The 26,977-nt window shown below is 60.3% G+C and carries 23 protein-coding genes, 2 tRNA genes and 1 pseudogene; 4 read left to right on the top strand and 22 right to left on the bottom strand.

The genetic code is table 11. From position 1 onward, the window contains the following. Positions 1–34 precede the first annotated feature (34 nt). The 10 genes and pseudogenes from BREU_RS00870 to BREU_RS00825 form a co-directional block, all read right to left on the bottom strand. Entirely contained in the window at positions 35–1,276 is a 1,242-nt protein-coding gene (locus BREU_RS00870) for an ABC transporter ATP-binding protein (protein WP_044089403.1), read from the bottom strand. Between the two features lie 6 nt (positions 1,277–1,282). Then, positions 1,283–2,137 (bottom strand): ABC transporter permease, encoded by an 855-nt coding sequence (locus tag BREU_RS00865; protein ID WP_044089427.1) that lies wholly within the window; start codon positions 2,135–2,137, stop codon positions 1,283–1,285. A gap of 44 nt (positions 2,138–2,181) precedes the next feature. Next, entirely contained in the window at positions 2,182–3,114 is a 933-nt protein-coding gene (locus BREU_RS00860) for an ABC transporter permease (RefSeq protein WP_044089402.1), read from the bottom strand. Between the two features lie 50 nt (positions 3,115–3,164). Further along, positions 3,165–4,331, bottom strand: a complete 1,167-nt coding sequence (locus BREU_RS00855) for an ABC transporter substrate-binding protein (RefSeq protein WP_044089401.1) — start codon at positions 4,329–4,331, stop codon at positions 3,165–3,167. A 1,645-nt stretch (positions 4,332–5,976) separates the two neighbouring features. Next, positions 5,977–6,309 (bottom strand): putative heavy metal-binding protein, encoded by a 333-nt coding sequence (locus BREU_RS00850; protein ID WP_044089400.1) that lies wholly within the window; start codon positions 6,307–6,309, stop codon positions 5,977–5,979. Between the two features lie 129 nt (positions 6,310–6,438). Beyond that, positions 6,439–7,635, bottom strand: coding sequence for a D-alanine--D-alanine ligase family protein (locus BREU_RS00845; RefSeq protein WP_044089399.1), 1,197 nt, complete (start codon positions 7,633–7,635; stop codon positions 6,439–6,441). Between the two features lie 157 nt (positions 7,636–7,792). Beyond that, a pseudogene (locus BREU_RS00840) lies at positions 7,793–8,793 on the bottom strand (NAD(P)H-dependent glycerol-3-phosphate dehydrogenase). A 182-nt stretch (positions 8,794–8,975) separates the two neighbouring features. Then, positions 8,976–9,893, bottom strand: coding sequence for a lysophospholipid acyltransferase family protein (locus BREU_RS00835; RefSeq protein WP_044089397.1), 918 nt, complete (start codon positions 9,891–9,893; stop codon positions 8,976–8,978). A gap of 301 nt (positions 9,894–10,194) precedes the next feature. Then, positions 10,195–10,587: a Rid family detoxifying hydrolase gene (locus BREU_RS00830; protein WP_161788301.1), complete on the bottom strand. Its 393-nt coding sequence runs from the start codon at positions 10,585–10,587 to the stop codon at positions 10,195–10,197. Positions 10,588–10,744: 157 nt separating this feature from the next. Next, positions 10,745–10,820: transfer RNA gene (locus tag BREU_RS00825), tRNA-Arg, on the bottom strand. 96 nt (positions 10,821–10,916) lie between these two features. Between BREU_RS00825 and BREU_RS00820 the strand changes: the two genes are divergently transcribed. Continuing rightward, the gene (locus BREU_RS00820; protein WP_044089396.1) at positions 10,917–11,543 is read left to right on the top strand and encodes a CYTH domain-containing protein; all 627 of its coding nucleotides are present in this window, start codon (positions 10,917–10,919) and stop codon (positions 11,541–11,543) included. Positions 11,544–11,640: 97 nt separating this feature from the next. On the opposite strand, the gene BREU_RS00815 is transcribed toward BREU_RS00820, so the two are convergent. The 3 genes from BREU_RS00815 to BREU_RS00805 all read right to left on the bottom strand — a co-directional run bounded on the left by BREU_RS00815 (position 11,641) and on the right by BREU_RS00805 (position 14,974). Continuing rightward, the gene (locus BREU_RS00815; RefSeq protein WP_044089395.1) at positions 11,641–12,612 is read right to left on the bottom strand and encodes a tetratricopeptide repeat protein; all 972 of its coding nucleotides are present in this window, start codon (positions 12,610–12,612) and stop codon (positions 11,641–11,643) included. A 140-nt stretch (positions 12,613–12,752) separates the two neighbouring features. Beyond that, entirely contained in the window at positions 12,753–13,757 is a 1,005-nt protein-coding gene (locus tag BREU_RS00810; protein ID WP_044089425.1) for a hypothetical protein, read from the bottom strand. Positions 13,758–13,780: 23 nt separating this feature from the next. Continuing rightward, on the bottom strand, positions 13,781–14,974 hold the full coding sequence (locus BREU_RS00805) for a hypothetical protein (RefSeq protein WP_238566968.1): 1,194 nt from the start codon (positions 14,972–14,974) through the stop codon (positions 13,781–13,783). Between the two features lie 259 nt (positions 14,975–15,233). Here BREU_RS00805 and BREU_RS00800 point away from each other — a divergent pair, with 259 nt between their 5' ends. Beyond that, a complete protein-coding gene (locus tag BREU_RS00800) occupies positions 15,234–16,205 on the top strand; it encodes an FKBP-type peptidyl-prolyl cis-trans isomerase (RefSeq protein WP_044089393.1) in 972 nt (323 codons plus the stop codon). 188 nt (positions 16,206–16,393) lie between these two features. Then, the gene (gene nucS, locus BREU_RS00795) at positions 16,394–17,113 is read left to right on the top strand and encodes an endonuclease NucS (RefSeq protein ID WP_044089391.1); all 720 of its coding nucleotides are present in this window, start codon (positions 16,394–16,396) and stop codon (positions 17,111–17,113) included. Positions 17,114–17,476: 363 nt separating this feature from the next. Here nucS and BREU_RS00790 read toward each other — a convergent pair whose 3' ends face one another. The 9 genes from BREU_RS00790 to BREU_RS00750 form a co-directional block, all read right to left on the bottom strand. Further along, positions 17,477–17,773 (bottom strand): F0F1 ATP synthase subunit epsilon, encoded by a 297-nt coding sequence (locus BREU_RS00790; RefSeq protein WP_044089390.1) that lies wholly within the window; start codon positions 17,771–17,773, stop codon positions 17,477–17,479. Further along, positions 17,773–19,260 carry a F0F1 ATP synthase subunit beta gene (gene atpD / locus BREU_RS00785; RefSeq protein WP_044089389.1) on the bottom strand — a complete coding sequence of 496 codons (1,488 nt, stop codon included), beginning with the start codon at positions 19,258–19,260 and terminating at the stop codon, positions 17,773–17,775. Before atpD ends, BREU_RS00790 begins: the two co-directional genes overlap by 1 nt. 9 nt (positions 19,261–19,269) lie before the next feature. Next, on the bottom strand, positions 19,270–20,190 hold the full coding sequence (locus tag BREU_RS00780) for a F0F1 ATP synthase subunit gamma (RefSeq protein ID WP_044089388.1): 921 nt from the start codon (positions 20,188–20,190) through the stop codon (positions 19,270–19,272). Positions 20,191–20,193: 3 nt separating this feature from the next. Then, the gene (atpA, locus tag BREU_RS00775; protein WP_044089387.1) at positions 20,194–21,822 is read right to left on the bottom strand and encodes a F0F1 ATP synthase subunit alpha; all 1,629 of its coding nucleotides are present in this window, start codon (positions 21,820–21,822) and stop codon (positions 20,194–20,196) included. A 91-nt stretch (positions 21,823–21,913) separates the two neighbouring features. Continuing rightward, positions 21,914–22,744: a F0F1 ATP synthase subunit delta gene (locus BREU_RS00770; RefSeq protein ID WP_044089386.1), complete on the bottom strand. Its 831-nt coding sequence runs from the start codon at positions 22,742–22,744 to the stop codon at positions 21,914–21,916. A gap of 46 nt (positions 22,745–22,790) precedes the next feature. Next, positions 22,791–23,312: a F0F1 ATP synthase subunit B gene (locus BREU_RS00765; protein WP_044089385.1), complete on the bottom strand. Its 522-nt coding sequence runs from the start codon at positions 23,310–23,312 to the stop codon at positions 22,791–22,793. A gap of 101 nt (positions 23,313–23,413) precedes the next feature. Beyond that, positions 23,414–23,644 (bottom strand): ATP synthase F0 subunit C, encoded by a 231-nt coding sequence (gene atpE / locus BREU_RS00760; RefSeq protein ID WP_033890625.1) that lies wholly within the window; start codon positions 23,642–23,644, stop codon positions 23,414–23,416. 92 nt (positions 23,645–23,736) lie between these two features. Then, positions 23,737–24,546, bottom strand: coding sequence for a F0F1 ATP synthase subunit A (atpB, locus tag BREU_RS00755; RefSeq protein ID WP_044089384.1), 810 nt, complete (start codon positions 24,544–24,546; stop codon positions 23,737–23,739). Positions 24,547–25,018: 472 nt separating this feature from the next. Beyond that, positions 25,019–26,059: a homoserine O-succinyltransferase gene (locus BREU_RS00750; protein ID WP_044089383.1), complete on the bottom strand. Its 1,041-nt coding sequence runs from the start codon at positions 26,057–26,059 to the stop codon at positions 25,019–25,021. A 373-nt stretch (positions 26,060–26,432) separates the two neighbouring features. Here BREU_RS00750 and BREU_RS00745 point away from each other — a divergent pair. Further along, a tRNA-Met gene (locus BREU_RS00745) sits at positions 26,433–26,509 on the top strand. The last annotated feature ends 468 nt before the right edge of the window (positions 26,510–26,977 follow it).

Below are 26,977 nucleotides of genomic sequence, written 5' to 3'. Positions count from 1 at the left end.
CCCCCGATAGACAATACAGACGTCAGACGAACGCTCAGCAGGCCAGTGCCGCCACAGGGCGAGGCGTCACGATGACTTCGTCGCCGGCGGCCAGACCAGCGGGCAACTCGTTGGCGGGCAACTGCACGGTGACCTTGAGCTGTTCGCCCTTGTTCCAGCGCTGGAATTCACCGGAGGTGATCACCGTGTCCACACGCACCAGCGAGCCGAGGAAGTGGATCACTTCGACACGGGCATGCTCGCCGATGTTGGAATCATGCTGCCCGGGCAGGCTCAACGCAAGGTTTTCCGGGCGCACCAGCACGGCGACCGCATCACCGGCGGCGGAACCGGCCAGCAGCGGCATACGCTGGCCGAACACCACGGCCTCCTCGCCATTGGAGGCACCGGGCAGACGGTTCGTCAGACCGATGAAGGTGGCCACATATTCGGTGGCCGGACGCTGGTACAGGTCCTGCGGGGCGGCGATCTGCTCGATCTTGCCATTGTTCATCACACCGATGCGGTCGGCAACGGCGAGCGCCTCCTCCTGATCGTGGGTCACGAACACGGTGGTGGTGCCGGTGCTCAGCTGGATGCGGCGAATCTGGTCGCGAAGCTGCACACGGACCTTGGCGTCCAACGCGGAAAGCGGCTCGTCGAGCAGAAGCACACGTGGCTTGACGGCCAACGCACGCGCCAAGGCCACACGCTGCTGCTGGCCACCGGACATCTGCTGGGTGTACTTCTTGGCCTGATCGGCAAGACCCACCAGGTCAAGCTGCTCCATCGCGATCTTGCGACGTTCTTCCTTGCTGACGCCACGCACTTCAAGACCGAATTCCACGTTCTCGAGCGCGGTCATATGCGGGAAGAGGGAGTAGGCCTGGAACACCATGGCCATCTCACGCTTGTTGACCGGCACACCGGTCACGTCCTGACCGCCGACCATGATGCGGCCGCCCTGAATGTCTTCGAGGCCAGCCAGGGAACGCAGTGCCGTGGACTTGCCGCAGCCGGAGCCGCCGAGCAGTACGACCATTTCGCCGGGCTTGATGTCCAGGTTGAAATCGTCGAGGGCACGCTTGGTGGAGCCCGGATAGATCTTGACGACATCCTGCATCTGGATGGAGCCACCGCCTCGCTTGGCGGAATCCTTGAGCAGGGCCTTGGCGGCCTTGGTCACATCCTTGCCGCGCACGCCTTCGAGGGTGGCGGTGGGATCGTTCTTGAACGCCTCCTCCTCGGCTGCCGGGGAGACCGGCGCGGAAGTGGCGGTTGTGCTGTCGAGAGTCATGATGGATTACTTACCTTCCCTTGTCTTGCGCATCGCATCGGAGATCAGGTCGAGCGCAACAAGCAGCACCACGCCGAACAGCAAAGCAAGCAGCGACATGGCGGTGGAGATCTGAGAATTGGACTGGCCGAGCTGGTACAGCGCGACCTGCAGGTTCATGCGGCCGAGCAGCGAGGCGACGGTGTATTCGCCCAGAACCACAGCGATGGAGATGAACGATGCGGACAGAATCGACTGCCACAGGTTCGGGATGATCACGCGGAAGAACACCTTCGGCCAGGATGCGCCCAGCGAACGCGAAGCCTCAACCAGCGTCTTGACGTCGATGGAGTTGAGTCCCACGGCGATGGCGCGGAAGGCGAACGGCATGACCAGAATCACGTAGGCGAAGCACAGCCAGATAGGGTTGGTGCTCAACACGTCGGCGGACAGCCAACGATAAATCGGGCCCAGGCCCACCACGAGCACAATGGCCGGAATGGTCAGCGGCAGCGTCGCCACCCATTCAATCGCGCGTTCCAGAGCCTTGGAGCGAATATGCACAATGACCATGGTCGGCACCATCAGCAGCAGCATAATCACCACGGTGACCGCGCACAGGGCGAGCGAGGTGCCGATGCCTTGCCACAGAACCGTCAGATCGGCTCCAAGCGATTCGCCGTTGCCGGTGAAAATCGCAATCCACGGGGCGGCGGACCAGCGACCGGACAACGGGTGGCGCAACGTGAAGACCAGCATGGCTATCAGCGGCACGAACAGGAACGCCAGCGTGATGAACAGAATCACGAATTTGATGATGCTCTGCTTGCGGATGCGAGCTGCGCGCAGCTGCGGCGGCTTGGTACCGGTTTCGCCGGCCATGGCGGACTTGGCTGCCACGGTAGCCACGGTAGCGGAGGTTTCATTCACTGCCAACGTCCGGCCCTCTTTTCCACAGCGTGGCTCAACAGCATGACGATGGCCACGACGATGATCATTGCAAACGCCAGCACCTGGGCGAAGCCCTGCTGATTCGGATCCATCTCATTGCGCATGGCGCCCTGGATCATCAGCGGAACCAGAATCGAACGCTGGGAGAACAGTGCGGCTGCGGTAGCGTATGCGGAGAACGCGGACGCGAACAGCAGCAGGAACGCGGAGATGAAGCGAGGCGCCAGAATCGGCAGCGCCACACGCGTCCAGTACTGGAATGTGTTGCCGCCCAGGGATTCGCACGCCTCACGCCACTGCGGGCGGATCGAATCGACTGCCGGCAGGAAGATGATGATCATCAGCGGGATCTGGAAGTAGCAGTACACGGTCACGAGGCCGGGCAGCGAGCTCAGCCAGTTCGGGTTCACGGTGAAACCGGTCAGGGTCTTGATGAGCATGGTGCCGATACCGTTGATGCCGATGGTGGCGATGAACGCGAAGGCGAGCATCACGCCACCGAACTGGGCGAGCACGGAGGAGATGGCGGAAACCAGTCGACGCATCAAACCGTTCGGCTTGGCTCCGATGACCAGCGCGTATGAGGCGAGGCCACCGACCACGGTGCCAATCACCGAGGACGCGATGGACACGAGGATGGAGGTGACGAACGCGGACAGCGTGTTGGGCTCGAACAGCTTGTTGAAGTTGGCGAGCGTGAATCCACCGTCACGGGTCTGGAACGCACCGATCACCACGATCACGGTCGGCGCGAGCAGGAAGCACGCGGTGTAGGCGAAGAACGGCAGGGTGACGGCGAAAGTGCCGAGTTCCTGACGATGGCGCGCCAGCGTGGAAGAGCTGGAGTTAGCGGACGGACCCGCCACCTTGGCGGCGGCAGGTCCGTTCTGTGCGATTGCAGCAGTCATAGGTGATTACCTTGAATTACCTTTGATTGGCTTGAGCGTGGGCGTCCGGCTCAGTTGCCGATCGTCTTGTCCCAGTTGTTCTGGAGCCACTCGGTGATGCGGGTGGCGTCATCGTTGGTGTAGGAGACCGGCTTGCCCTCGATGGTGATGGCGTCCTTCAGGGTGTCCTGATCCACGGTGCCGTCTTCCTTCATGGAGGAGAGCAGGACCGGGTTGGCACCACCCTTGAACCACAGGTTCTGGGCTTCGGCGGAGTACAGGTACTCCTCCCAGAGGCGGGCGGCGGCCGGGTGCGGGGCGTCCACGTTGATGGCCTGGTTGTAGTAGCTGACGACCTGGGCCTTCGGGAAGGTCTTGTACTCCCAGTTCACGCCCTTGGACTTCAGTTCCTTCTTGTAGGAGGCCTGGTTGTAGGTCCAGTCCATGACCACACCGGTCTGGCCGGAGTCGATGGTGCCGTTGGTCACGTCAACGGTGGTCAGGTTGCCGGCGTCCTTGAGCTTCTTGAAGAAGTCGAGGCCGGGCTGCAGGTTGTTGATGTCGCCGCCAGCCAGCTGGTTGATCATCAGGTAGCCGTTGAAGGCGGCGCCAGCCTCGGCGGGCTTGCCGTTGAGGGCCACGGTGCCGGCGAACTTCGGGTCGAGCAGGTCCTCGAGCTTGGAGATGTCGCCGTACTTGTCCTTGTTCCAGCCGATGGACATGATGCCGGTGTAGTCGGCGTAGTAGGCGCCGTTGGCGTCCTTGTTCTCATCCGGGATCTTGTCCCAGGCCTGCACCTTGTACGGGGCGAAGGCATCGGTGGAGGTGGCGGCGATCTGCTGGCCGACATCGAAGACGTCCGGAGCGGCGTCGGTGCCCTTGTTGGTCTTGGCGGCGTCCAGCTCTTCCTTGGAGGAAGCGTTCGGGTTGAGCTCGGTGACCTTGATCTTCGGGTACTTCTTCTTGAAGGTCTCGATGACCTCGCCGTAGTTGGACCAGTCGTGAGGCAGAGCGATGACGTTCAGGGCGCCTTCCTCTTCGGCGGCCTTGACGAGGTCGTCCATAGTGCCGAAGTCGGCAAGGGAGGTGGCCTTGGCGGACTTCTCGTTGACCTTCACGGACTTGCCGGTGGAAGCGGAGTCAGAGCTGTTGGAGGCGGTCGACGAGCCGCAGGCGGCCATCGAGAACGCCAGCACGGCGGCGATGGCGCCAGCCGCAATCTTACGCAGGTTCTTCATGATGTTCCTTTTTCTCAACGCACATCCAGATCCGGTCAGCGGGGCCGAACCCTGGGAGTCGGGGCATCGATTCGCGCTGTATTCGCGCGGCCCATAATTCCAAGGCAAGAAGGTATGAGGCTTATCTGTCCCGACACTGGCGTGAAAGTGAACGGTGTTCGCCGTTTGCGGTACGGATGCTGAATAAAAGGAAACTACAAGTGAATTAGTGACGCTCGACGATGATGCGTCAATATTGCTGGGTATTACAGCGACTCTCTCTACAACTCTCTCTGGTATCCGGCTCTCCTGCGTCAGAAACTCGTTGATTATGCTGTGCCTTCTTGTCGAAGCGTTGCCGCGAAGCAGACAACAGAGCTGCTTGCAGGCAACGCGCGACGACAGGCAAACCAACGGGCCGCGCGCATAGCGTGTCCGTCATTACAGGACGAGCTGGCACGTGAAGAGGGTCTGAGAGTCAGTCATTCGTCAACGGACTTCTGGTCACTTCTGATCACAGGTCACTATCGAGGCAAAACCTCTAGCCAAGCGAGAAACAACCCCACCAATCATCCCTCAGCGAAGCAAAACCTCGGACCAACCGGGACTACACCCCACTCACAGCCCGCCAGCGAGGCAAAACCTTGGGCCAATCAAGAAATAACCCCGCCAATCATCCCCAAGCGAAGCAAAACCTCGGCCGCGTCAAGGAAACACCCCTCCTACCGCCCACCAGCGAGGCATATACTCGGCTCTACCTGTAATTCACCCCGCTCACAACCCGCCAGCGGAGCAAAACCTCTAGCCAACCGAGAAACAACCCCACCAATCATCCCCAAGCGAAGCAAAACCTCGGATTGACCGATGACCCACCTCACTCACAGCCCGTCAGCGGAGCAAAACCTCGGACCAACCCATAATCCGCCCCGCTCACCGCCTCTCAGCGAAGCAAATCCACGACTCCACCAAGGAAACACCCCGCTCACAGCCTGCCAGCGAAGCAAAACCTCGGGCCAATCACACATCCGCCCCGCTCATGGCTCGTCAGCGGGGCAGAACCTTGGGCCGGCAGAGAAAAAGCTCCGCCAGCCATCTCTCAGCGGAGCAAAACCTCGACCCAGCCGACATTCCACCCACTCACAGCCCGTCAGCGAAGCAAAACCTTAAGCCGACCGGCATCCCGCCTCACCCGCAACACGCCAGCGAGGCAAATCCTCGGGCCAACCGGGACCACACCCCGCTCACAGCCCGCCAGCGAAGCAAAACCACGGACCGACAGAGAAAAAGCTCCGCCAGTCACCCCTCAGCGAAGCAAAACCTCGGCCGTGTAAAGGAAACACCCCGCTCACAGCCCACTCACAACCCGTCAGCGGGGCAGAAACCCACCACGACCGAGGTTTTGCCCCGGCAAGGCTTGTCCCCAGACAGGTCGCCCGACGGACCGCCTCAGTCGCCACGGCTCGTGCGCATCATGCAATGGCAAGCAAACCGAATACGAGCCACCACGACAAAGCCCCACACAGTGTCTCGACGGGGTGGGACTTAGCGGATCGCCGGAGAATTGCCTACGAATGCCGCAACAAGCCTCGGCGGGACTTAGCGACTCCCCGGAGAATCACCGACGGATGCCGCGGCGAATCCAGACAGACTGTCGCGGACTGCCGCTTCACCCCCTGCGCGAGAGCTGCACAGCGGTGCCGGAAGCGGTGACCATCAACATGGAGCCGTCCGTACCAAGCACCTCGTAATCGACATCCACACCGACCACCGCATGCGCACCCAACGCCTCAGCACGCTGCTGCATCTCCGCAATCGCCTCGTTGCGGGCGTTGGTCAACTCCTCCTCATAACCCTGACTACGTCCACCGAACATGTTGCGGAATCCCGCGCCGATGTCCTTGAACATGTTCACGCCGGCAACCACCTCGCCGAACACAATGCCTTGGTAATTGGTGATGACATATCCGTCCACGGACGGCGTGGTAGTGACCAGAATCATAGTCAGACTCCTTTGATTTGGCATTCGGTGTAACGTGACCATCCCATCAGCAGTCCATCAGCAATCCAACTGCGCAGATAATCCGACGATCAGACAACGACGAGGACAGGCCACGGGGATTGGCAAGGACTACCGCAGCACGCCTTCGATGAGGCGGGTGATGAGCTCGGTGTAGTTCACACCGGTGGCCTCCCAGGCCTTGGGATACATGGAGATCGGCGTGAAACCAGGCATCGTGTTGATCTCGTTGACCATCACCGTGCCGTCGGCCGTCACGAACGTGTCCACACGGCTCAGACCGGCACCGTCCACGGCCTTGAAGGCGCGGCGGGCCACATCGCGCACATCCTCAAGCACGCTGACCGGCAGGTTGGCGGGCACCTCGACATGGCTTGCGGAGGCATCCATGTACTTGGAGTCGAAATCGTAGAACTGGTCATCGTCCTGATGATCAAGCACGATCTCGCCCGGCCAGCTGGCCTCCGGCTCCTCGCCGGCCTTCGGGCACAGCACCGCACATTCGACCTCGCGGCCGTCGATTCCCTGTTCGATCAGCACCTTCCAGTCATGCTCACCGGCCGTGGCGACGGCTGCGGCCAAGAGGTCCTGCTGCGTCTCGGAGTCCTCCGCCTGCTCGACCTTGGTCACGCCGAAGCTGGAGCCAGCGCGGGAGGGCTTGACGAACAGCGGGTACGCGAGATCCGCGGCCTCGACCTGGGCGAGCACATCCGCCGCAGTGAAATTGCGCGCATCCACCATGATGCCGGGCGCGGTGGGGATGCCGGCGGCGTTGAGCACGATCTTGGTGTAGTGCTTATCCATGCAGGCCGCCGAAGCGAACACGCCGCAACCCACATACGGCACACCCATCATCTCCAGCAGGCCTTGCACCGTGCCGTCTTCGCCATAGGGACCGTGCAGCACCGGCAATACCGCATCCACATGGCCGAGCGAAGTCAGCACATGATGCTCCTCAGGATCATTCAGACTGACGAAACCGGTGCCGAAGCCGGCGTCGCCACTTTGCGCACCACTCAGATGCTCCGGTTCGCCTGCGAAGAAACCATCCTTGCCACGAGACGGGTCAATCAGCACCGGGCGGGATTCCGACGTGACCTTCACGGTCGGCAGCTCACCGCCGTCAAGCGCCCAACCGCGTGGATCCTCACCGTTGACGATCCACGTGCCGTCCTTGGTGATGCCGACCGGAATCGGTTCAAAACGTTCAGTGTCCAATGCATTGAGCACTCCGGCCGTGGAGATGCATGAAATCGAATGCTCGTCTGCACGTCCGCCGTAGAGAACCACAATACGCTTCTTGGCCATAACCATCCTTTGCAATACCGCCGCGGCTTTCAGCATGCGCAACCGCCTCGGCAGTCGAATCAAACCTGTGGATGCCATGCAGCCGGAACCCGACCGCCGTCGAAGCCTTGCCGACGGCAACCGGAATCCGCCCTAACGGCATCAACCTATAGGTAGCCTACTCGGCCGTGACCTCACTACCAAACAATCCGGCCAGCATTTCAGCGCAAGAAATGCCTTCGTTGAGCACGCGGCTCATCTGATACGCCAACGGGGTCGGCACACCCAGCTGCTTGCCCAACGCCACCACGCATCGGTGGTAGGTACGCCTTCGGCCACACCATTGCTCACCTTGGTGGCCTCCTCCACGCTCAGGCCTTTGCCGAGGTTCGAGCCGAACGTGTAATTGCGGGAAAGGGGCGAACCACAGGTGGCAATCAGATCACCCACACCGGCGAGACCGGCGAAGGTCTTCGGATCGGCGCCTGCGGCCGCGCCCAACGCGGTCAGCTCGGCAAGGCCACGGGTCTCGATCATGGCGGCCGTGTTCTCGCCGTATCCGGCACCGCGCGCCATACCCACGGCGAGCGCAGTCACATTCTTCAGGCTGCCGCACATCTCCAGACCGATCACATCAGTGGTGACGAATGGCTTGAAATAAGCCGTGGTGCAGGCTTCAGCGACCTTGCGCGCATTCTCGATATCCGCGCAACCCACCACGGTGGCGGCAGGGTTGCGCAATGCGATCTCCTTGGACAGGTTCGGGCCGGAAATGGCGGCGAACCGTTCTGCCGGCAGATCGAGCGTCTCACGCACCACTTCATCCATGCGCTTGTTGGTGTTGCGTTCGATGCCCTTCATCAGGCTCACCACAATGGCGTCCTCGGGAATCAGATCCTTGAACTCGGCGAGCGCCACACGCGCGAACTGCGCGGCGATGGCCACCACCACGATGTCGGCGTCCTTGACGGCATCGGCACGATCGCCGGTCGCGGTCATGTTGTCCGGCAGCTGTTCCACGACAGGCAGACGAACCGCGTTGCGGTGGTGGTCACGGATGCCCTCCACGATCTCCGGTTCGATCGCCCACATGGTCACGGCGTTGCCGGCATCCGCCAGAACCTGGCCGAAGGTGGTACCCCATGCTCCTGCACCAAGTACGGTTATATTGTTACCCATGATGTTTTACTCCTTCGTCTGTCGCATGGGGTGCTATATTCCTACCCTCACTCGGCTATCGCCTCGCTCAGGCGTCGCCTATAGACAGTCCACCGGACTGTCTACCTAACGGCTCCGCCCCATGCTCCTGCACCTAGTACGGTTATGTTCTTACCCATGATATTGACTCCTTTGCTTGTCGCTTACTGCGCCGGGAAAGGGCCACCAGCTTCAGGCCACGGCTTGCGGGACATGCTCCGATAGTCCCAGTAGCCTTCAGCGGGGAACTGTTCGCCACGAATCTCGGACAATACAGTATTCATGCGCTTGAGCACGCGCCACATCAGTTCGTCCACCAATTCGGCTGGCGGCTCTTCGCCCCAAGAGTCCATATCCTCGAGCAAATCGGCATAGTCAAGCGCATGGTCATAGCACATGACCACATTCTTGCGCGGCCACGGCCACCAATGGTTGATGGATGCCGCACCCCACGTCACTGCGGGATACAACGGGACCTGATGCCCGAGTCTGCGCGAGGATTCCAAAGCGATATACCCCACGCCTTCCTTGATGCTCATCACCCATTTCTTCGGGTCACGGGTCACCGTGCCCTCCGGCCAGACCGTCAACGGACGACCGGAAGTAAGAATGTCAATGGACGTCTCCTCAATCTGCTTGGCCTTGCCGGAATGTCGTTGCACCGGCTGCATGCCGACCAATTGGAACCATTTGCCAATTAACGGCCACTTCGCCATCTCCGCCTTGGCCATGTATCGCGGGCGACGACCCATGTGGAATAGACTCGCCATCGGCACGAACACGTCGAACATGGTTATATGGCTGGCTGCGGTGATGAACGGCCCATCTTCGGGCACCTGCTCCAGCCCCCATGCGCGCGTCTTGCAGCTGGCGCGGAACACCACATCCACTCCGGTGAGCAGACGCTTGGTGGCCTTGGGATTCTGCGCGTTGATTTCGTCGAGTTTGGCCTTGCGCCCCGGACCGGTGGGGAAATCGTGCATGGGGTCTACAAGTTGATGCCGCTGGCCGAGTGTCGCGACCTGCGCGTCACTGAGCGGGCTCACGGCCGAACGCGGTGACGGTTTTCCTTTGGATGCCATGACCACTATTGTTGCACGTTCCCCTGCCGAATCGGCGCACATCGTTAATCGTTGCGCGGACAATCCGTTCGGCCGTCTGCACACCCCTGTTTCCGGCGCACGCGGGAATTACTTGCGCTCATCAACCATCAGCGCAACGATTTCCCGAAATAAACGGCTTGGGTGGGAATTATTTGCACTCACTGCTGTCCAGCGCAAATAATTCCCGCCAAAGTCGTATGTGTCCGTACATAGTGGCGCTTACGCAATCTGCAACGGCGCCCACAGCATCCACGCGCAGCACGGCCGCAACGGCCCCAAATCAGAGCACGGCGATGGCATCGATCTCAACCAGAGCGCCCTTGGGGATGTCGTTGCCGCCAAAGGCCACGCGGGCGGGCTTCACGGAGCCGATGAACACCTCGGCGTAGCGGGCGTCCACCTCCTTGAAGTCCTCGACGTTCTTCAGGTAGATGGTGGCGCGCACGACATGCTCAATGCCGGTGCCTGCGGTGTCCAGAATGCACTTGATGTTCTTCAATGCCTGCGCAGCCTGCTCACCGGCGGTTTCACCGGCCAGTTCGCCGGTGGCCGGGTCGATGCCCAGCTGGCCGGAGACGAACACGAACCCGTTGGCCTTCACCGCCTGGCTGTATGCGCCCAGCGCCGCCGGCGCTTCAGAAGTAGCGACCGCTTCCATCTTCTCACTCATCATCAATGTCCTTCCATGATGTGATGCGCACACCTTCGTGTCACGAAAAAATGCCGACCACGCGCGCATCAATATGCCTCCACCGGCTTGTTGCCGATTACGTCGCAGTCTAGCGGCTTGCGGTATCCGGGCGATTGCAATGCCCGGAATACGGCTATTCTGGTGGGCCCAAAGGGAATCGAACCCTCGACCTTCTGTTCCGGAGACAGACGCTCTATCCACTGAGCTACGGACCCAAACAATTTCTCCACTGTACACCATCCCCGGCACGAATACGGCACATGCCCGGCATCGGCAGTTCGTCGCCCCGTAGTACGCCCTACAATGGGGTTATGTCGGAACTTACAGATGACTTCGAATACGAGCGCCGCTTTTTCTGCCGCGAATTCCCTGCGGAATACGATGACGGCGACGCGCCGACCCTCATCATCCAGAGCTATTACGTGCACGCCGACAATTACGCGCTACGCATCCGTTTGACTTCGCACACATTGCGTGTGCCGATGACCGCGGACGTCAATCCGATGGAGGTGCTGGACCAGCATCGCGAGCGCTTCACCGAAGCCTATGTCACGGTCAAGGGCCCCTCCGTGGGAGGCACACGGTACGAAGTGGAGCGGGAGATCGATACACGCATCGCCGCGGAACTGGTCAAACGCGGCGGAGTCATCATCATCAAAAACCGTTATTCCGCGTGGATCGCGGAAGACGGCTGGAGCATCGATGTATTCGGTGGCGGCAATGCTCCGCTGATCGTCGCCGAGGCGGAACGTTCAAGTCCGGTGACGAACCTCACCATCCCGAAGTTCTGCATCACCGAAATCACCGATCAGGCCAGGTTCAACAATGACGGGCTGGCCGCGCGCCCGTTCGGCGAATGGGCCGGCGATTTCGAGGCCGAACTCGCCACAAGCGGCCCGCATTTCCAGCAGTATTTCGGAACGAACAGAATGGCGTAATCCGCTCCGCCACGACCAAAGTCAGCACCCTGTCCCGACCAGAGTCAGTACCGCTTCAGTACCGCTTCAGTACCGCTTCAGTACAACTCAGTACCGCTCAGTACATCAGCGTGGCGAGGCGCCGGCGTGCGCGCGCCAGGCGCGGATCAGTAGGCTCCGGAATGGCGAAATACTCCAGCAGACGCTTGCGCACCGGCTCGATGTCTTCCTTGTGGCCGGCGGCCAGATAGTCCAGCAGTCGATCAAACGCATCCTGAATCTGCCCGCCGATCATATCGATATCGGCCACGGCCAGTTGCGCCTCCACGTCATCGGGAGCAGCAGCCGCGGCGGCGCGGACCTCCCGCACATTCGCCTGACCGGAGCGTGCCAGCAGCAGCGCCTTGGCGCGCTCGCGGGCGGCGAGCGCATCGCCCGGGTTCATTTCCAGCACATGCTCGTATTCGGCCGCAGCACCGGCGTAATCACCCTCCTCTGCAAGGCGATGCGCCTCGGCATGCTCGGGCGGTACCTGCGCTGCCGCATCGGTGCCGGATGCCGCAGCGCTCTTGGCCGCATCGGAATCAGGGTCACCGGAATACGGAGCGGTACCGCTGACCCCAGCCTGGGCGGCGGCCTGGATGATCTTCGGGATGACCTCATCGCACAGCTGCTTGAGCTCATCATCGCCGGGCAGCCCCTGCAGCAATGGCATCGGACGGCCGCCGATCAGCGCGAACAGCGCAGGCGCACCCTGCACCTGAAGCGCCTGGGCGATCGAGGCGTTGGTGGAGATATCGATACGGGACAGCTGGATCTTGCCGTTCAGTGCGTTGACTGCGTCGCCCAGCGCACGCGCCATCGGGAAGAGGCGGTCATCGGTCGGAATCCATAGCAGCAGCAAAATCGGGAACGTGGCGGAGGTCTGCACCATCGCCTGGAATGTATTCTCCGTGGTGTCGATCACATAAGCGCCTGCAGCCGGAGCTCCCCCGGCCTGACCAGGCTCAGCCTTGACCTGATGCTTCAGAGCCTCCAAATCGACCGCACCCGCCAGAGATACTCCCGGATTGAACTGCTGATCAGCCATACCATGCCTCCACATGTAATCGCGCATGGCCACACATGCCTGCGCATAACAAAACGATGCTGGAACCGATTGTAGTTCCAGCATCGAAAGAACCGCGCTTCATTGCCCTTGCTCAGCGATAGGCGGACACGCCGAACGCGTCACAGCGCCTCCACCTTGACCGGCTGCCGATCGGCACCGACCGCGGTGATCTGAGCACCGTCGCCGGACTGCGGAACGTACAGCGCCACCACGTTCACATAGGTGACCTTCATGATGCTGGTGTAATGGTCGGAATTGTAGAGGATTCTCTCATCGTCGGACGCGGGCTGGGATTCTCGGCCGTCGCCTGCCTGGCGGGTCCATGTCGAATCGATGCGTCCGACCACCAGATCGCCGCCGTCGGCGGTGCGCATCACCCACATCTGGTCCGGCACTGCGGTGAACGTCTGCTGCTGCGTACCGTTGTTTCGTGCGATGCCTTCCTGAACCGTGCTGGTCAATGATGCGATACGCTGGCGGAGCATATCGTCGGTGAACGTCGAGGCGTACTGGCTGCTGGAGCCGTTCTGCAGCACGTCGGCATACTGGGTGAGCGCATCGGTCGGCGTGGCCACCAGACCGGTGTCCTTGGCGGTGCCCATCTGCGAACCGTGCGTGGGAATCTCGAACTTCGGCATGCTCACGCCATCGAACAGACGCGCCATGGCAACCAGCTTGTAGTTCTCACGCGCGCTGTTCTGGTTGAGCACCAGCAGACGCTGTGACTGCTGGTCTTCGGTGGTCGTGGTGATGGTGAACACCGAACGCGGCCAGCCGTCATCGGTGGGAATCACGACCTGCGACACATCCTTGGGGATGGTCGCATATTTGTTCATGCTGCCGCTCTTCTGTGCGATGGTCACCTGACTGGCACGGATCTCCAGTTGCGGGCCAGCCATCACCGCCTTGTAGCCATCTGCGGACTTCGCCGCGTCGGCCTCATCCAATGTCTCAAGAATCTTGGTCCGGATCTTCTTCTCCTGCGCCTCGGTCAGGTCAGGCGAAGGTTGCGAGGCGGCAGGCGCTTCAGCGGTCGGCAGCTGCCCTTCGCATGCGGCCAATGGCAGCACCAGAGCCAATGCAGCGGCGGCCGTCGCGCCAAGTTTTACCCAGCCATGTCTCATCAAGCCATGCATCCGTTTGCTCATCACTTCCCCTCCTCCTGCTGATCGACGTGTGTATCGGAACTGCCGGTGCCCACATTGTCCACCATGTCCGCGTCGTCCGGACCGGTTGACTGCCCATCCTGCACTTCCCGGGCCAAACGGGAGAAGTACGCCTGCAGTTCGTCAGGGGTGATTACTGAAGTCGCCTGATCATCGAACGAACCGGCGCGCCCGCTATGTCCATAACTATGACCAGCGCTGTGCGCACCGTCCGCACCGCCAAGCTGAGTTCCGGTTTCGGCACCGGACTCCGCAGCCTCGAACACATCATGCTCTGGCTGCGCTGATTGCTCTGATTGTTCGGACTGCTGGGCCTGCTGGTCCGCGACCATATTGCGCGCCGCGGGATCCACGATCACCGGGGTCTCGATCTGCTCGGATTCCAATTCCGGCTCGTTCTTCGCGCCACGGCGATGTGCGGCATGGCGGCGACGCTTGCGCGCAGGCACGGACTCCGGCAGCTTGGTGCCGACCAGCCCCTGCTCAACCCGCTCGGCAAACGACAAATCGGTATGGATGACGGCCTTGCCTTCCACCATACGTTTGCGACGCTTATGCGGAGGCATGGCGAACACGGAGGCGCAGAGGACGGCGACCACTGCCAGCAGGCCGCCGGACAGATAGAACGGCATCGCGAAATCAGGCACCTGCGAGCGCACCCAGCGCATCGAAATCTCGGCGCTTGACGCATCCTTGCCCAAATCGACGATAGCCACGGTGGAATCGGCGGTCTTGGTGCTGGTCAATGTCACTTCGCCCTTGCCGCACTTGACCTGCGACCACATGTCCGAATCCTTGAATGCCACGGCGTTGTCATCGCTGGCCTCGGAGGCGGCCCCCGTGGCCTTGCCTTGCTGCGTGGCGAGCGAAGTCCACGACGCCAATCCGGTGATGCGCTGATACGACGACTCGGAAGCCACCCAGCCGGCTACATCCTTGGACGTGCCAAGTGCCACGCACACCTGCATCGATGACGAGCTCGGCTTCACGTTCAGCGTGGCGTTCCGATCCAGCAGCGGCAATACGCCGGGATCGGTGACGACATATTGGGTGCCGCTGATTGTCGCACTGGCGTTGATGATGCTGGACGGCTTCCACATCGTGGCATTCAGAATTCCCAATGCCACGGCAGCCACGGCAAGCAAGCCGAAAATAGGCGTCACTATGCCACGCATGATCATGGCATGACGGGTCGGACGCGCGGCACGCTTCGGCTCGCCGTCCTTGTTCTCCCCCGGATTTCCCGCCCCTGATTCCTGCCCCTCAGCGCGGTTCTCCAATGGATCGATGACATCCTGATTTGGATTCATGGTCTGTTCTTGAGCACTCATAACGACATCATTCTACAATCCGAACCTGTCCATTGCCTAGGAACTCGTCTGAACCGTTGCCGGCGAACGAAAAAATCAGGGTTTGACGGTACTCTGGTGAGCCATGCGTAAGTCTCAATTCCGCCCGCTGTCCAAAGCCGCAGCGCTGGCATGCTCACTGGTCATGTGCGCTTCGCTGGCCGCATGTTCAGGCTCCTCCAGCTCTTCCGATTCTTCCGATTCCAAGAATTCCAACGATTCCTCGGCATCCTCGTCCGCGAGGCAGATCGCCGGCGTGACCGCCACCGGCAAACTCGGCGAGAAGCCGACGATTTCCTTCAACACTCCGATGACCGTCTCCGACGGCTCCTATGTGGTGCTGCAGAAAGGTGATGGCGAGACCATCGAGGAAGGCGATCGCGTATGCGCGCAGGGCATAGCCCTGAATGTCAAGGACGGCACCGAGCTCATGGACACCTGGACCAAGAACACCCCGGATTGTTCGCTCAAGGTGGATTCCTCGACCCTCTCCTCCACCTACTACAACCAGATCAAGGGCGCGAAAATCAACACCACCATCGGTTTCGGCGTCAATGACAACGACTCGTCAGGCTACTCGTACATCCTGGCGATGACGTTCGTCTCCAAGTCCAAGGATCTTGAGAAGGCCACTGGCGAGGAGGTCAAGGATGTGCCCGCCAACCTGCCGAAGGTGACCCGCGCCAAGGATGGCAAGCCCTCAGTCGATATGAACGGTCAGGGTTCTGTGGACAGTCTGGTGACGCAGACGCTCATCAAGGGTTCCGGCAAGACCCTGACCGATTCGGATACCGCCGTGGTCAAGTACACCGGCTGGCTTACGAATGGCAAGCAGTTCGACTCCTCGTGGGACAAGAACACCACGTTCGACGCCGACCTGTCGGCCAGCGGCCAGATCATCTCCGGATGGAAGCAGGGGCTGATCGGTCAGACCGTCGGCTCGCAGGTGCTGCTCGTGATTCCGCCGGACTTGGGTTACGGCGCCGATGGCTCCGGGGACACGATTCCGGGCAACTCCACGCTGGTGTTCGTGATCGACATCCTCGCCGCGTACTGATTGCCTCGTACGCCGTGAATCGCGTATGGAATGGGGCGAAACATAAGTCATTGACAACAGTGGCTTATGTTTCGCCCCATTGTTGTATGGGAAAGTGGAGCGAAACATAAGCCGATACCGTTGCTTCTCTGCGGCGCTCCTCTCCCCGCCCACAACAATCACCATGCATTGCATTACAGTGGTGGCTTATGCGAATCATTGTTGCCGACTGTGCTGCCGAATACTCCGGCCGTCTCAACGCCTCATTGCCGCTGGCCAAGCGGGTGCTGCTTATCAAGGCCGACTCCAGTTTGTTGATCTTCTCCGAACTGGGATCCTATAAACCGCTTAATTGGATGACCGCCCCCTGCACCATTCGCGAAATGACGCCAGCCGACACCGACTCTGTCGACACCGACTCTGTCAACGAGAACGATATTCCCGAAAAAGTGCTGCGTGTCACTGCCGACAAAGGGTCGGATGTGCTCGAAGTCACGCTGTACCGCGTGTACTCCGACCAGACATACGATTTGGGCGAGGATCCGGGATTAATCAAGGACGGTGTGGAGGATCATCTGCAGCGCTATCTCGCCGAGCAGATCGAACGCATCGGCAAGGGCGCGAAACTGGTCCGCCGCGAGTATCCCACCGCCATCGGTCCGGTAGACATCATGGCCATCAATGCGGATGGCGAGCATGTGGCCGTGGAGATCAAACGTCATGGTGGCATCGATGGCGTGGAGCAATTGACGCGATACTGTGAGCTGCTCAATCGCGATCCATTGCTTGCTCCTGTGCACGGCATCTTCGCCGCGCAGACCATCACGCCGCAGGCCCAGGTGCTGGCCAAGGATCGTGGCTTCACGTGTCTGATCCTCGACTATGACGAGATGAAAGGCACCGAGGACGATTCCCTGCGCCTGTTCTAGGGTGCGATAAGACCTACTGTGCTGTGGCGAATTGTGAACGGCGCACAAAGCTGTTCGCGCGTCTTCTGCGCCACGCGAATGCAATAACCATGATTGTGCAGTGGCGTGACACGCGCCCCTCGGGTTATTGCCCTTATAAGGCCCAAAACCGCGCCACGCGAATGCAATAATCGCATGTTTTGCATTCGCGTGGCAGAGGCTTGTGCCACGCGAATGCAAAAAGCGCCAATCCGCAGTGGCGTGGCACGCACATAAGCCGTTCGCGCGTCATGCATGCGCATCAACACGATGCGTAAGAAAATGGCTCTCTCTGGAATCCCAGAGAGAGCCATTGCGATTGTGTGATCGCGCTATCGGTGCAGCTCAGGCCTCCGTGCTGGAGTACTGCACATCACGACCGCGCTCGACCGCCACGGTGAGCTTGTTCGAGTCGAAGGAAATGAATCCATCGGTCACCTCGAACATATGGCGATCGCCATCGGGCTCAACCACGGTGAGCGTACCCTGCTTGATGACCGTGAGCACAGGCTCATGGCTCGGCAGGATGCCCATACCGCCTTCCGAGGCGGGGATGGTCACGCTCGCCGCATCGCCGTGCCACACCGGGTGGTCGGCAGCGACGATGTTCACCTTCATCGTGGTTTTTTCCGATTCAGCCATCACTCACCAAGTTCCTTCTGCATGTCGTGCCACTTCTTCTCGAGATCGTCGATGCCGCCGATGCCGGAGAACGCCTGCTCAGGGACGTCGTCGTACACGCCGTCGCAGATGCGGGTGAAGGCCTCGATGGTCTCGTCGGCCGGCACGTAGGAACCCGGACGACCGGTGAACTTCTCAGCCACGTAGAAGTTCTGGCCGAGGAACTGCTCAATGCGACGAGCACGGTTCACTGTGGTCTTGTCCTCTTCGGAGAGCTCGTCGATACCGATCAGGGCGATGATGTCCTGCAGCTCCTTGTTACGCTGCAGAATAGCCTTGACGCGGTTGGCGCACTCATAATGGGCCTGGCCGACGTAACGCGGATCGAGGATTCGCGAAGTGGAGCTCAGCGGATCCACAGCCGGGTAGATACCCTTGGAAGCGATGTCGCGGGAAAGCTCGGTGGTCGCGTCCAGGTGGGCGAAGGTCGTGGCCGGGGCCGGGTCGGTGTAATCATCGGCCGGCACATAGATGGCCTGCAGCGAGGTGATGGAGTGGCCTCGCGTGGAGGTGATGCGCTCCTGCAGAGCACCCATCTCGTCGGCCAGGTTCGGCTGGTAACCCACGGCGGAAGGCATACGGCCCAGCAACGTGGACACCTCGGAACCGGCCTGCGTGAAGCGGAAGATGTTGTCGATGAACAGCAGCACGTCCTGGTTCTGCACGTCACGGAAGTACTCTGCCATGGTCAGTGCGGTCAGCGGGACACGCAGACGGGTGCCCGGCTGCTCATCCATCTGGCCGAAGACCAGAGCGGTCTTCTCAAGCACGCCGGCTTCGTCCATCTCGCCGATCAGATCGTTACCCTCACGGGTACGCTCGCCGACGCCGGCGAACACGGACACACCGCCGTGGTTCTGAGCCACACGCTGAATCATTTCCTGAATCAGCACGGTCTTGCCCACGCCTGCGCCACCGAACAGACCGATCTTGCCGCCCTGCACGTACGGGGTCAGCAGATCGATGACCTTGATGCCCGTCTCGAACATCTGGGTCTTGGATTCCAGCTGGTCGAAGGCCGGCGGGTTGCGGTGGATGGGCCAACGCTCGGTAACGGTGACCTGCTCATCCGGCTTCTTGTTGAGGATGTTTCCGGACACGTCGAAGACGTGGCCCTTGGTCACATCGCCGACCGGCACGGAAATCGGGGCACCGGTGTCATACACGGATGCGCCACGCACCAGGCCGTCGGTCGGCTTCAGTGCCACGCAACGCACGGTGGAGTCACCGAGGTGCTGTTCGACCTCGAGAGTGATCTCGGTCGACTTGGCTTCGCCTTCCTCTTTAGCGCCCGTGTTGACGATGGTCACGTGCAGGGCGTTGTAGATGTCGGGCATGTGGCCGACCGGGAACTCAACGTCGATAACCGAACCCTGGACTCGGGTGACGCGTCCGTGAACCGGCTCGCCGTTGGTCTCGGAAGCCACAGTGGTCTGATTCTCAGCCATAGTGCGTTCCTACTCTTCCTTTGTGTTCAGCGCGTCAGCGCTGCCGATGATTTCGGTAAGTTCCTGGGTGATCGAGGCCTGACGCGAAGCATTGAGCTTGCGGGTGAGGTCATCGACCAGATTACGTGCGTTGTCCGTTGCCGTGTGCATGGCGTTCTGCCGGCTTGCGGTCTCGGAGGCCGCTGCGGTCAGCAGGCATTCGTGGATACGGGATTGGATGTACTTCGGCAGAATGGCATCCAGCACCTCGTCCAGACTCGGCTCGAACGAATACAGCGGGGAGATATCCTCTGCCGCAGGCTCGTTCTCCGGGTCCGGGACCTTTGCCTCGTTCTCCACGATCTCCACCGGCAGCATGCGCAGCACGCGAACCTTCTGGACCACCATGTTGATGAACTCGGTGTAGACGATGTAGAGTTCGGAGACTCCACCCTTCTCCGCCGGCTTCATATAGGCGTCCATCAACGTATTGGAGATCGTCTCGGCGATCTCGACGCCGGGCTGGTCGGTGTCACCTTCCCATGTGGCCGCCACGTCTCGGTTGCGGTACTTGTAGTACGTCGAACCACGACGCCCGTACACGAACAGCTCCGGCTGCTTGCCATCCGCCTCGAGGCGGGCCAGCAGCGATTCCGTTTCACGGATAATCGAAGAGGTGTACGGGCCGGCCATGCCACGATCCGAGGTGAGGGCGAGAACAGCCACTCGCGGGTTGTTCTCGCCCTTCATCGCGATCGGATGCGTGATATGGGTGTGCGCCACCAACGCTTGCACGGCATCGAAAATCGCATCGGTGTACGGCTTCGCGTTCAAAGCCACATCACGGGCCTTGGCGATATGCGAAGACGCGATCATCTCCTGTGCGTTGAAGATCTTCTCCAACGATTCAGTGGAGTGGATGCGTGATTTCAATGCGAGTTGCGAGCCCATGGCTTACTTCTCTCCCGCCACGATCTTTTCCTGCTCGACCGGGGCTGCCTTGGAAACGTCAGGCTTCTTCTCGACCAGCGGCTTGCCGGCGGAGGTGACGAAGGTGGCGCGGAAGGCGTCCACGGCCTTGGCGAGGGCAGCCTCGGTGTCGGCAGTGAAGTCCTCGGTGTCGCGGATGGTCTTGAGGATATCGGTGTTGTGGTCGAGGTAGTCCAGCAGACCCTGCTCGAACGGAAGCACATCGGCGAGCTCGAGGTCATCGAGCTTGCCATGGGTGCCGGTCCAGACGGACACGACTTCCTGCTCCATGGAGTACGGGTGGAACTGCGGCTGCTTCAACAGCTCGGTCAGGTGGGCGCCACGGGTCAGCTGGGCCTTGGAAGCCGCATCCAGATCGGACGCGAACATGGCGAAGGATTCCAGCGAACGGTACTGTGCCAGGGAGATCTTCAGCGTGCCGGAGACCTTCTTGAGAGCCTTGGTCTGTGCCGCGCCGCCGACTCGGGAGACGGAGATACCGACGTCCACTGCAGGACGCTGGTTGGCGTTGAACAGATCGGACTGCAGGAAGATCTGACCGTCGGTGATGGAGATCACGTTGGTCGGGATATAGGCGGACACATCGTTCGCCTTGGTCTCGACGATCGGCAGACCCGTCATGGAACCACCACCGAGATCATCGGAGACCTTAGCGCAGCGTTCGAGCAGACGGGAGTGCAGGTAGAACACATCACCCGGGTAGGCTTCACGCCCCGGCGGGCGACGAAGCAGCAGGGAGATCGAACGATAGGCTTCAGCCTGCTTGGACAAATCATCGAAGACGATCAGCACATGCTTGCCGTTGTACATCCAGTGCTGGCCGATGGCCGAACCGGTGTACGGGGCGATGTACTTGAAACCTGCGGAATCGGATGCCGGGGATGCCACGATGGTGGTGTACTCCATGGCACCGGCGTCCTCCAGGCTCTGCTTCACCGAAGCGATGGTGGAGCCCTTCTGGCCGACAGCCACGTAGATGCAGCGCACCTGCTTCTTCGGGTCGCCGGATTCCCAGTTCGCCTTCTGGTTGATGATGGTATCGATCGCGATGGCGGTCTTACCGGTCTGACGGTCGCCGATGATGAGCTGGCGCTGGCCGCGGCCGATCGGCGTCATTGCGTCGATGGCCTTGAGTCCGGTGGACAGCGGCTCGTCGACCGGGTGACGGTGCATCACATCCGGAGCCTGGGCTTCAAGGATACGGCGGCCTTCGCTCTTGATCTCGCCAAGGCCGTCAATCGGCTTACCCAGCGGATCAACGACGCGGCCGAGGTAACCGTCGCCGACAGGCACGGAGAGCACTTCGCCCGTGCGACGCACTTCCTGGCCTTCCTCGATTCCAGCGAAATCGCCGAGAATCACCACGCCGATCTCACGGGCGTCAAGGTTGAACGCCAGGCCGAGCGTGCCGTCTTCGAACGTCAGCAGCTCATTGGCCATGCAACCAGGCAACCCCGTCACGTGGGCAATGCCATCACCGGCCGTGGCGACATATCCCACTTCCTGAGTGGGTGTGTCGCTCGGCTGGTAGGACGACACAAAGTCGTCCAAGGCCTTGCGAATCGAGGCGGGATCGATGGTCAGTTCTGCCATGATCACTCCTTATTGTTGGTTATTGTTCAGTCAAGTCTTTGCTTGTGTTCCGCTGAACGGCGGGGAAGGCAGTCGGCCGTTCCCCATCCGCTCAGTTGGTGCCCGCTTTTACGGTGCGGTGCAGGTTCTGCAACTGTGCGACCACGGTATTGTCCGTGACTTCGTCGCCGACCTGAATGCGCATGCCTCCGAGCACGCTCGGGTCTACCACAGAATTGATGTGGACCGGGCGTCCGGCCTTCGCCGAGTAGATGTCCGTCAGACGATCGACCTGTTCCTTCGTCAGTGGCGTGGCGGTGGTCACCGTGACCATCGACTCACCCATATGACGCGAGAACTTGTTGATCAGCCACTGGATGGTCTCCAGGTAACGGCGGCGGCGAAGATTGCAGGTGGCGTGTTCGGCAAGCCTCATCGTGATCTTGTTGAGACCCTTGCCATCGAATACCTCGCGGAACAGCTTCACGCGGGATTCGCTGGTGGCCTGATCGTCATACAGCTTGGCGCGTACCACCGGCAGCGTCAGCAGTGCGGAGTGCAGCTGCGACAGCTCGATGGACACCTGCAACGTCGAGTCAGTGGCGTCGGCGTAATACATCATGGCATCCACGCCGAAATCTTCCACAGCGTTGGCGATGTCTCGGGCACGGCTCCAACGACGGGCGACCAAATCAGTCATGATCTCCATCGTCATCGGGTGCTCATTGCCCTGGAACAGCTCGTTGAGTACTGCGACCTTATCGGCCACAGGGCGGGAAGGATCCGTCAACGCCCGTTCGAGAGGAAGCGTGTGGTCAAGCACGCTGGTGATCTTGAACAGTTCGTTGCCGATACGCCATGCATCCTCACGGGTGTCACGCAGCTTCGGGGCGAGCGAATCACGCGACTCGCGGTCTGCTATACGGGATGCCTCTCCTCGCATGGTCACCTCCCTTTCTGGTTACGGATGTTCCTGACGATGTTCACAATCACTTCTTGGCATCCAAGTCGTTGATCATCGAGTCAATCATCGAAGACTGCACAGCGCTGTCTTCGAGCTTGGCACCGAGGATCTTTCCGGCCAAGGCAGTGGCAAGCGCGCCGACCTCGCCCTTGAGCGAGACCATGGCCTGCTGCTGCTGGGATTCCAGTGAGCGCTGAGCGTTGGCGGTAATCTGCGCGGCTTCGGATTCGGCACGCGAACGTGCATCGGCAACGATATGCGATGCTTCAGCACGGGCGTCATCACGAATCTTGGCAGCCTCGACGCGAGCCTGGCTCAGTTGGGCCTCATACTTGGCCTTCGCCTCGTTGGCGTCCTTCTGGGCCTGCTCAGCCTTGGCGATGCCGCCTTCGATCTTGGCGGTACGCTCATCGAACACAGCCTGGAACTTCGGCATGAAGAACTTGTAGAAGAACACCGCGATGATTGCAAGGATAATCAGCGACCATACGATGTCGTAGACCTTGGGGATGAACAGATTCACACCGTTCTGCTCCGCTAAAGTCATTTTCGTTCTCCTTTCATTGCTTCATTTCCTGATCATTCATACTTCCGTCGATCCACATCGATCCGCGATTCATGCGAACCGAACACGGCGACGGTGATGAATCACTGGAAGATGAAGCCGGCCACCAGACCGAGGAGGGCCAGAATCTCGACGAATGCAAGACCCAGGAACATCAGGGTCTGCAGACGGCCGCCGAGCTCAGGCTGACGAGCGGTGCCTTCGATGGTCTTGCCGATCAGGATGCCCAGACCGATGCCAGGGCCGATGGCGGCAAGGCCGTAGCCGATTGCGTTGAGATTACCAGCGACCTCAGCGAGGGTGATGATATCCATGGGTTTGTCCTTTCTGGTTTTTCTTCAGTACGAAGGAAATCTTGGAAAAACTATGTTCCGGGGAGCTTGAGCGAACACCGCCGAGCGGCTGATCACTCGCCCTCCGGGTAGCTCATGTTGATGTATGCAGTGGTCAACATGGCAAAGATGAATGCTTGCAGAGCCGCGACCAATATCTCGAACAGGGTCATGATCAGGCCGGCGGCAAGCGTGCCGACGCCGAGGATGGACCACAGCTTGTTCGGAATCTCGATAAGGAACCACTGGGTGGCGGCAAGGCAGACGGCCACAGTGATATGGCCGGCGACCATGTTGGCGAAGAGTCGCAGGGTCAGGGAGACTGGACGAATCACCAGAAGCTCGAGAATCTGAATCGGGGTCAGCAGAATGTAGATCGGAGCGGGCACGCCCTTGGGGAAGAGCTCGTCCTTGAGGAAGTGGCCCAGACCCTTCTCACGCGCACCTGCGATCCAGTACTGGACAAAGCACCAGCCGGCGAAGACCAGCGGCATGGTGATGGTGGCCGTAGCGGCGATGTTGAAGCCCGGGATGATGCCGCACAGGTTGAACACCAGAATGGTGAAGAACATAGTGGTGATCATCGGCAGATAACGCTGTCCGCGCTCCTTGCCCATCACCTGATAGACGATCTGGTCACGCACGAATTCGATGACCCATTCCACGGCGCCCTGCCAACGACCTGGAATCAGCTTGGCACGAGCCGCCGAAACACCCAGAATCACCAGCATGATCACGGTGGCGATCACGCGCACCATGATGATGCGATCCATGGCGAACGGAGTCCCCGGAAAAATGATCTGAGGAAGAAGGAAGTCGTCGACGGTCGGGAATTCCGGGCCGTCGGCGGCCAATGCCACCCCGTTCAAAAGGGCTTCGTTCATTCTCACGCCTCCTGCTTCTTCTGTTGTCAGATGTCAGTTTAGACCAGCGGAGCGAGCAAATGTGACGTATCGGTTACTTCCACTCTCCACTGCGGGACCGGCCAGGCGGGAACCGGAGTTGGCGCTTGGCATTCAACCCCGAATGACTGAAATGCGATTATTGGCCTCACATCGGACAAAGTCAATGCCCGCTTGGCGTGTCCATTGTAAGCCCTACTGCCATAAGGGTTTTACCACTTTGTTATCATCCTCGGCGCTATTAGACGGGCACCTCAATATTGCCGAGTTTTGATCACACCTTTGTCCATATATCGAACAGAGTGGTATCCAAGTCGTGGTCACTGCGTCGCGTAGCCGCTACAAAGGGGCGGCACATAGGCTCATACAGACCAAGGCACCAGGCACCATTGCCGGCAATCTTACCGGCAGTCAGACCCCGACATACCGACAAACCAGCAGACCGATCGCGAAATCAGCGCCGAGGAATAACCCCGTATCCATCATGCTCGAACGGCGCGAAGCCGTCTTTACGCGGACTGCCCGGTTCGTGACGAATCGAGCGATCGGTGCCGAGCTTCTTCTCCGCTCGCAATTGAGGCACTTCAGACAAGTCATACGGCGTGGTCTGATACACCCAGTTCAGCCAGTTGCGCCACAACAGGTTGCCATGTGCGCGCCAACTGAACAGCGGCTCCAACGAGGGATCGTCATGTGGGAAGTAGTTTTGGGGGAACGGCACATTGGTGAGCCCCTTGGCCATATCGCGCTCGTATTCCTCGGCGAGCGTGTATTTGCCGTATTCCCAGTGGCCGAGCGCGAAGACCTCGGAGAAATCGCGCGTGGCCACCAGCCCCGGCCCGGATTGCGGGCCCCAGGTCAGCACCTGCAGGTCCTCCTCATGCGCCTTCAGATCATCCTCACTCACACCGGCGAGGCGGGAGTGCGGCTGCAACGCGATCTCATCAAAGCCGTTGGTGAGGAAGCAGTATTCATCCTGCAGGTACTGCGGGAATACGCCGAAGACCTTCTGCGGATAATCCTCCTTGCGCACACCGTAACGGTAATACAGCGCACCCATGGCACCCCAGCACAGGTACATGGTGGAGAACACATGAGTGGAGGCCCAGTCGAGGATGGTCTTGAATTCCTCCCAGTAGTCCACCTGTTCGAAAGGCAGATGCTCCACCGGTGCGCCGGTCACGACGAAACCATCGTAATAGTTGTCCTTGAACGCATCGAGCGTTTCATAGAACTTCACCAGATGGTCAGCGGAGACATGCGTGGACTCATGCGTGGAGGTCTTCATGAAATCGACCTCCACCTGCAGCGGGCTCTTGGAGATGAGGCGAAGAAGCTGTGTTTCGGTCTCGATCTTCTTGGGCATAAGATTCAAGATCACCAGTTTGAGCGGACGCACACGCTGACGCTCAGCTTCGGGCTTCTCGAGGGCGAAGATGCGCTCCGAATCGAGGATGGCACGGGCCGGCAGGCCACTGGGAATCTTAATAGGCATGTTTTCATTATGGTGGAATCGTGGATATGCCGCACGCCGAGGATGCCGTTTTATGCGGCGGACCACATAGATTCCGCTTATGACGCGTTACGCGACAGGACAGCGCGGTATGACACTCCGCATGGCCGGCGTGCCACGCTCCATGCACGATATGCTCCTCAGGGTTGGCGCGCGCCACGCGCAGCATGGTCCTCAGTGCGGCGTCAACTCCCTACACGCGACGCCACTCCACACGCGGCACGTCACCTCTACGCGCGGCACATCCCATGGGCGATGCATCACCTCCCACTGGCGACACGCCGAAGAAACCAACCTGATTGACTTTTTTCAATCCCTCAGTATCGTAGATAGAGCTGTCAGAAAGACAAGCCGACGCGGGGTGGAGCAGCTCGGTAGCTCGCTGGGCTCATAACCCAGAGGTCCATGGTTCAAATCCATGCCCCGCTACCAAGGAAGGCCGAGAATCGGAAGGTTCTCGGCCTTTTTGTTTTCCGACAAGATTAGCGCCCCGCCGTTTCCGGGCTATAAGAACTGCTATAAGGACTTTTTTGGGAGCATCAGAACTCTTGTGGCGCTTTGGAGCGTTGTTCTTTTTGAATCAGCGAGGCAAAACCTCGGGTCGGCCTCAGAAACACCGCCCCCTCAGCCAGCTCAGCGAAGCAAAATCTCGGACCGACCGACGAGACACCCCAGTCACAACTCCTCAGCGAAGCAAAACCTCGGACCGCCCGTGATAACGCCCCAATCACCGCCCATCAGCGAAGCAACACCTCGGGCCAACCGAGATAACGACTCGGCCAGCACCCCTCAGCGAAGCAAAACCTCGACCAGACCGACAAAACACCCCAGTCACAACTCCCCAGCGGGACAAAACCTCGGGCCAACCGAGATAACGCCCCAATCACCGCCCGCCAGCGC

It is taken from the genome of Bifidobacterium reuteri DSM 23975 (assembly GCF_000741695.1).
Taxonomy (GTDB): Bacteria; Actinomycetota; Actinomycetes; order Actinomycetales; family Bifidobacteriaceae; genus Bifidobacterium; species Bifidobacterium reuteri.
Note: the sequence above shows the minus strand (reverse complement) of the source record. Positions and strands in the feature narration are given on the sequence as shown.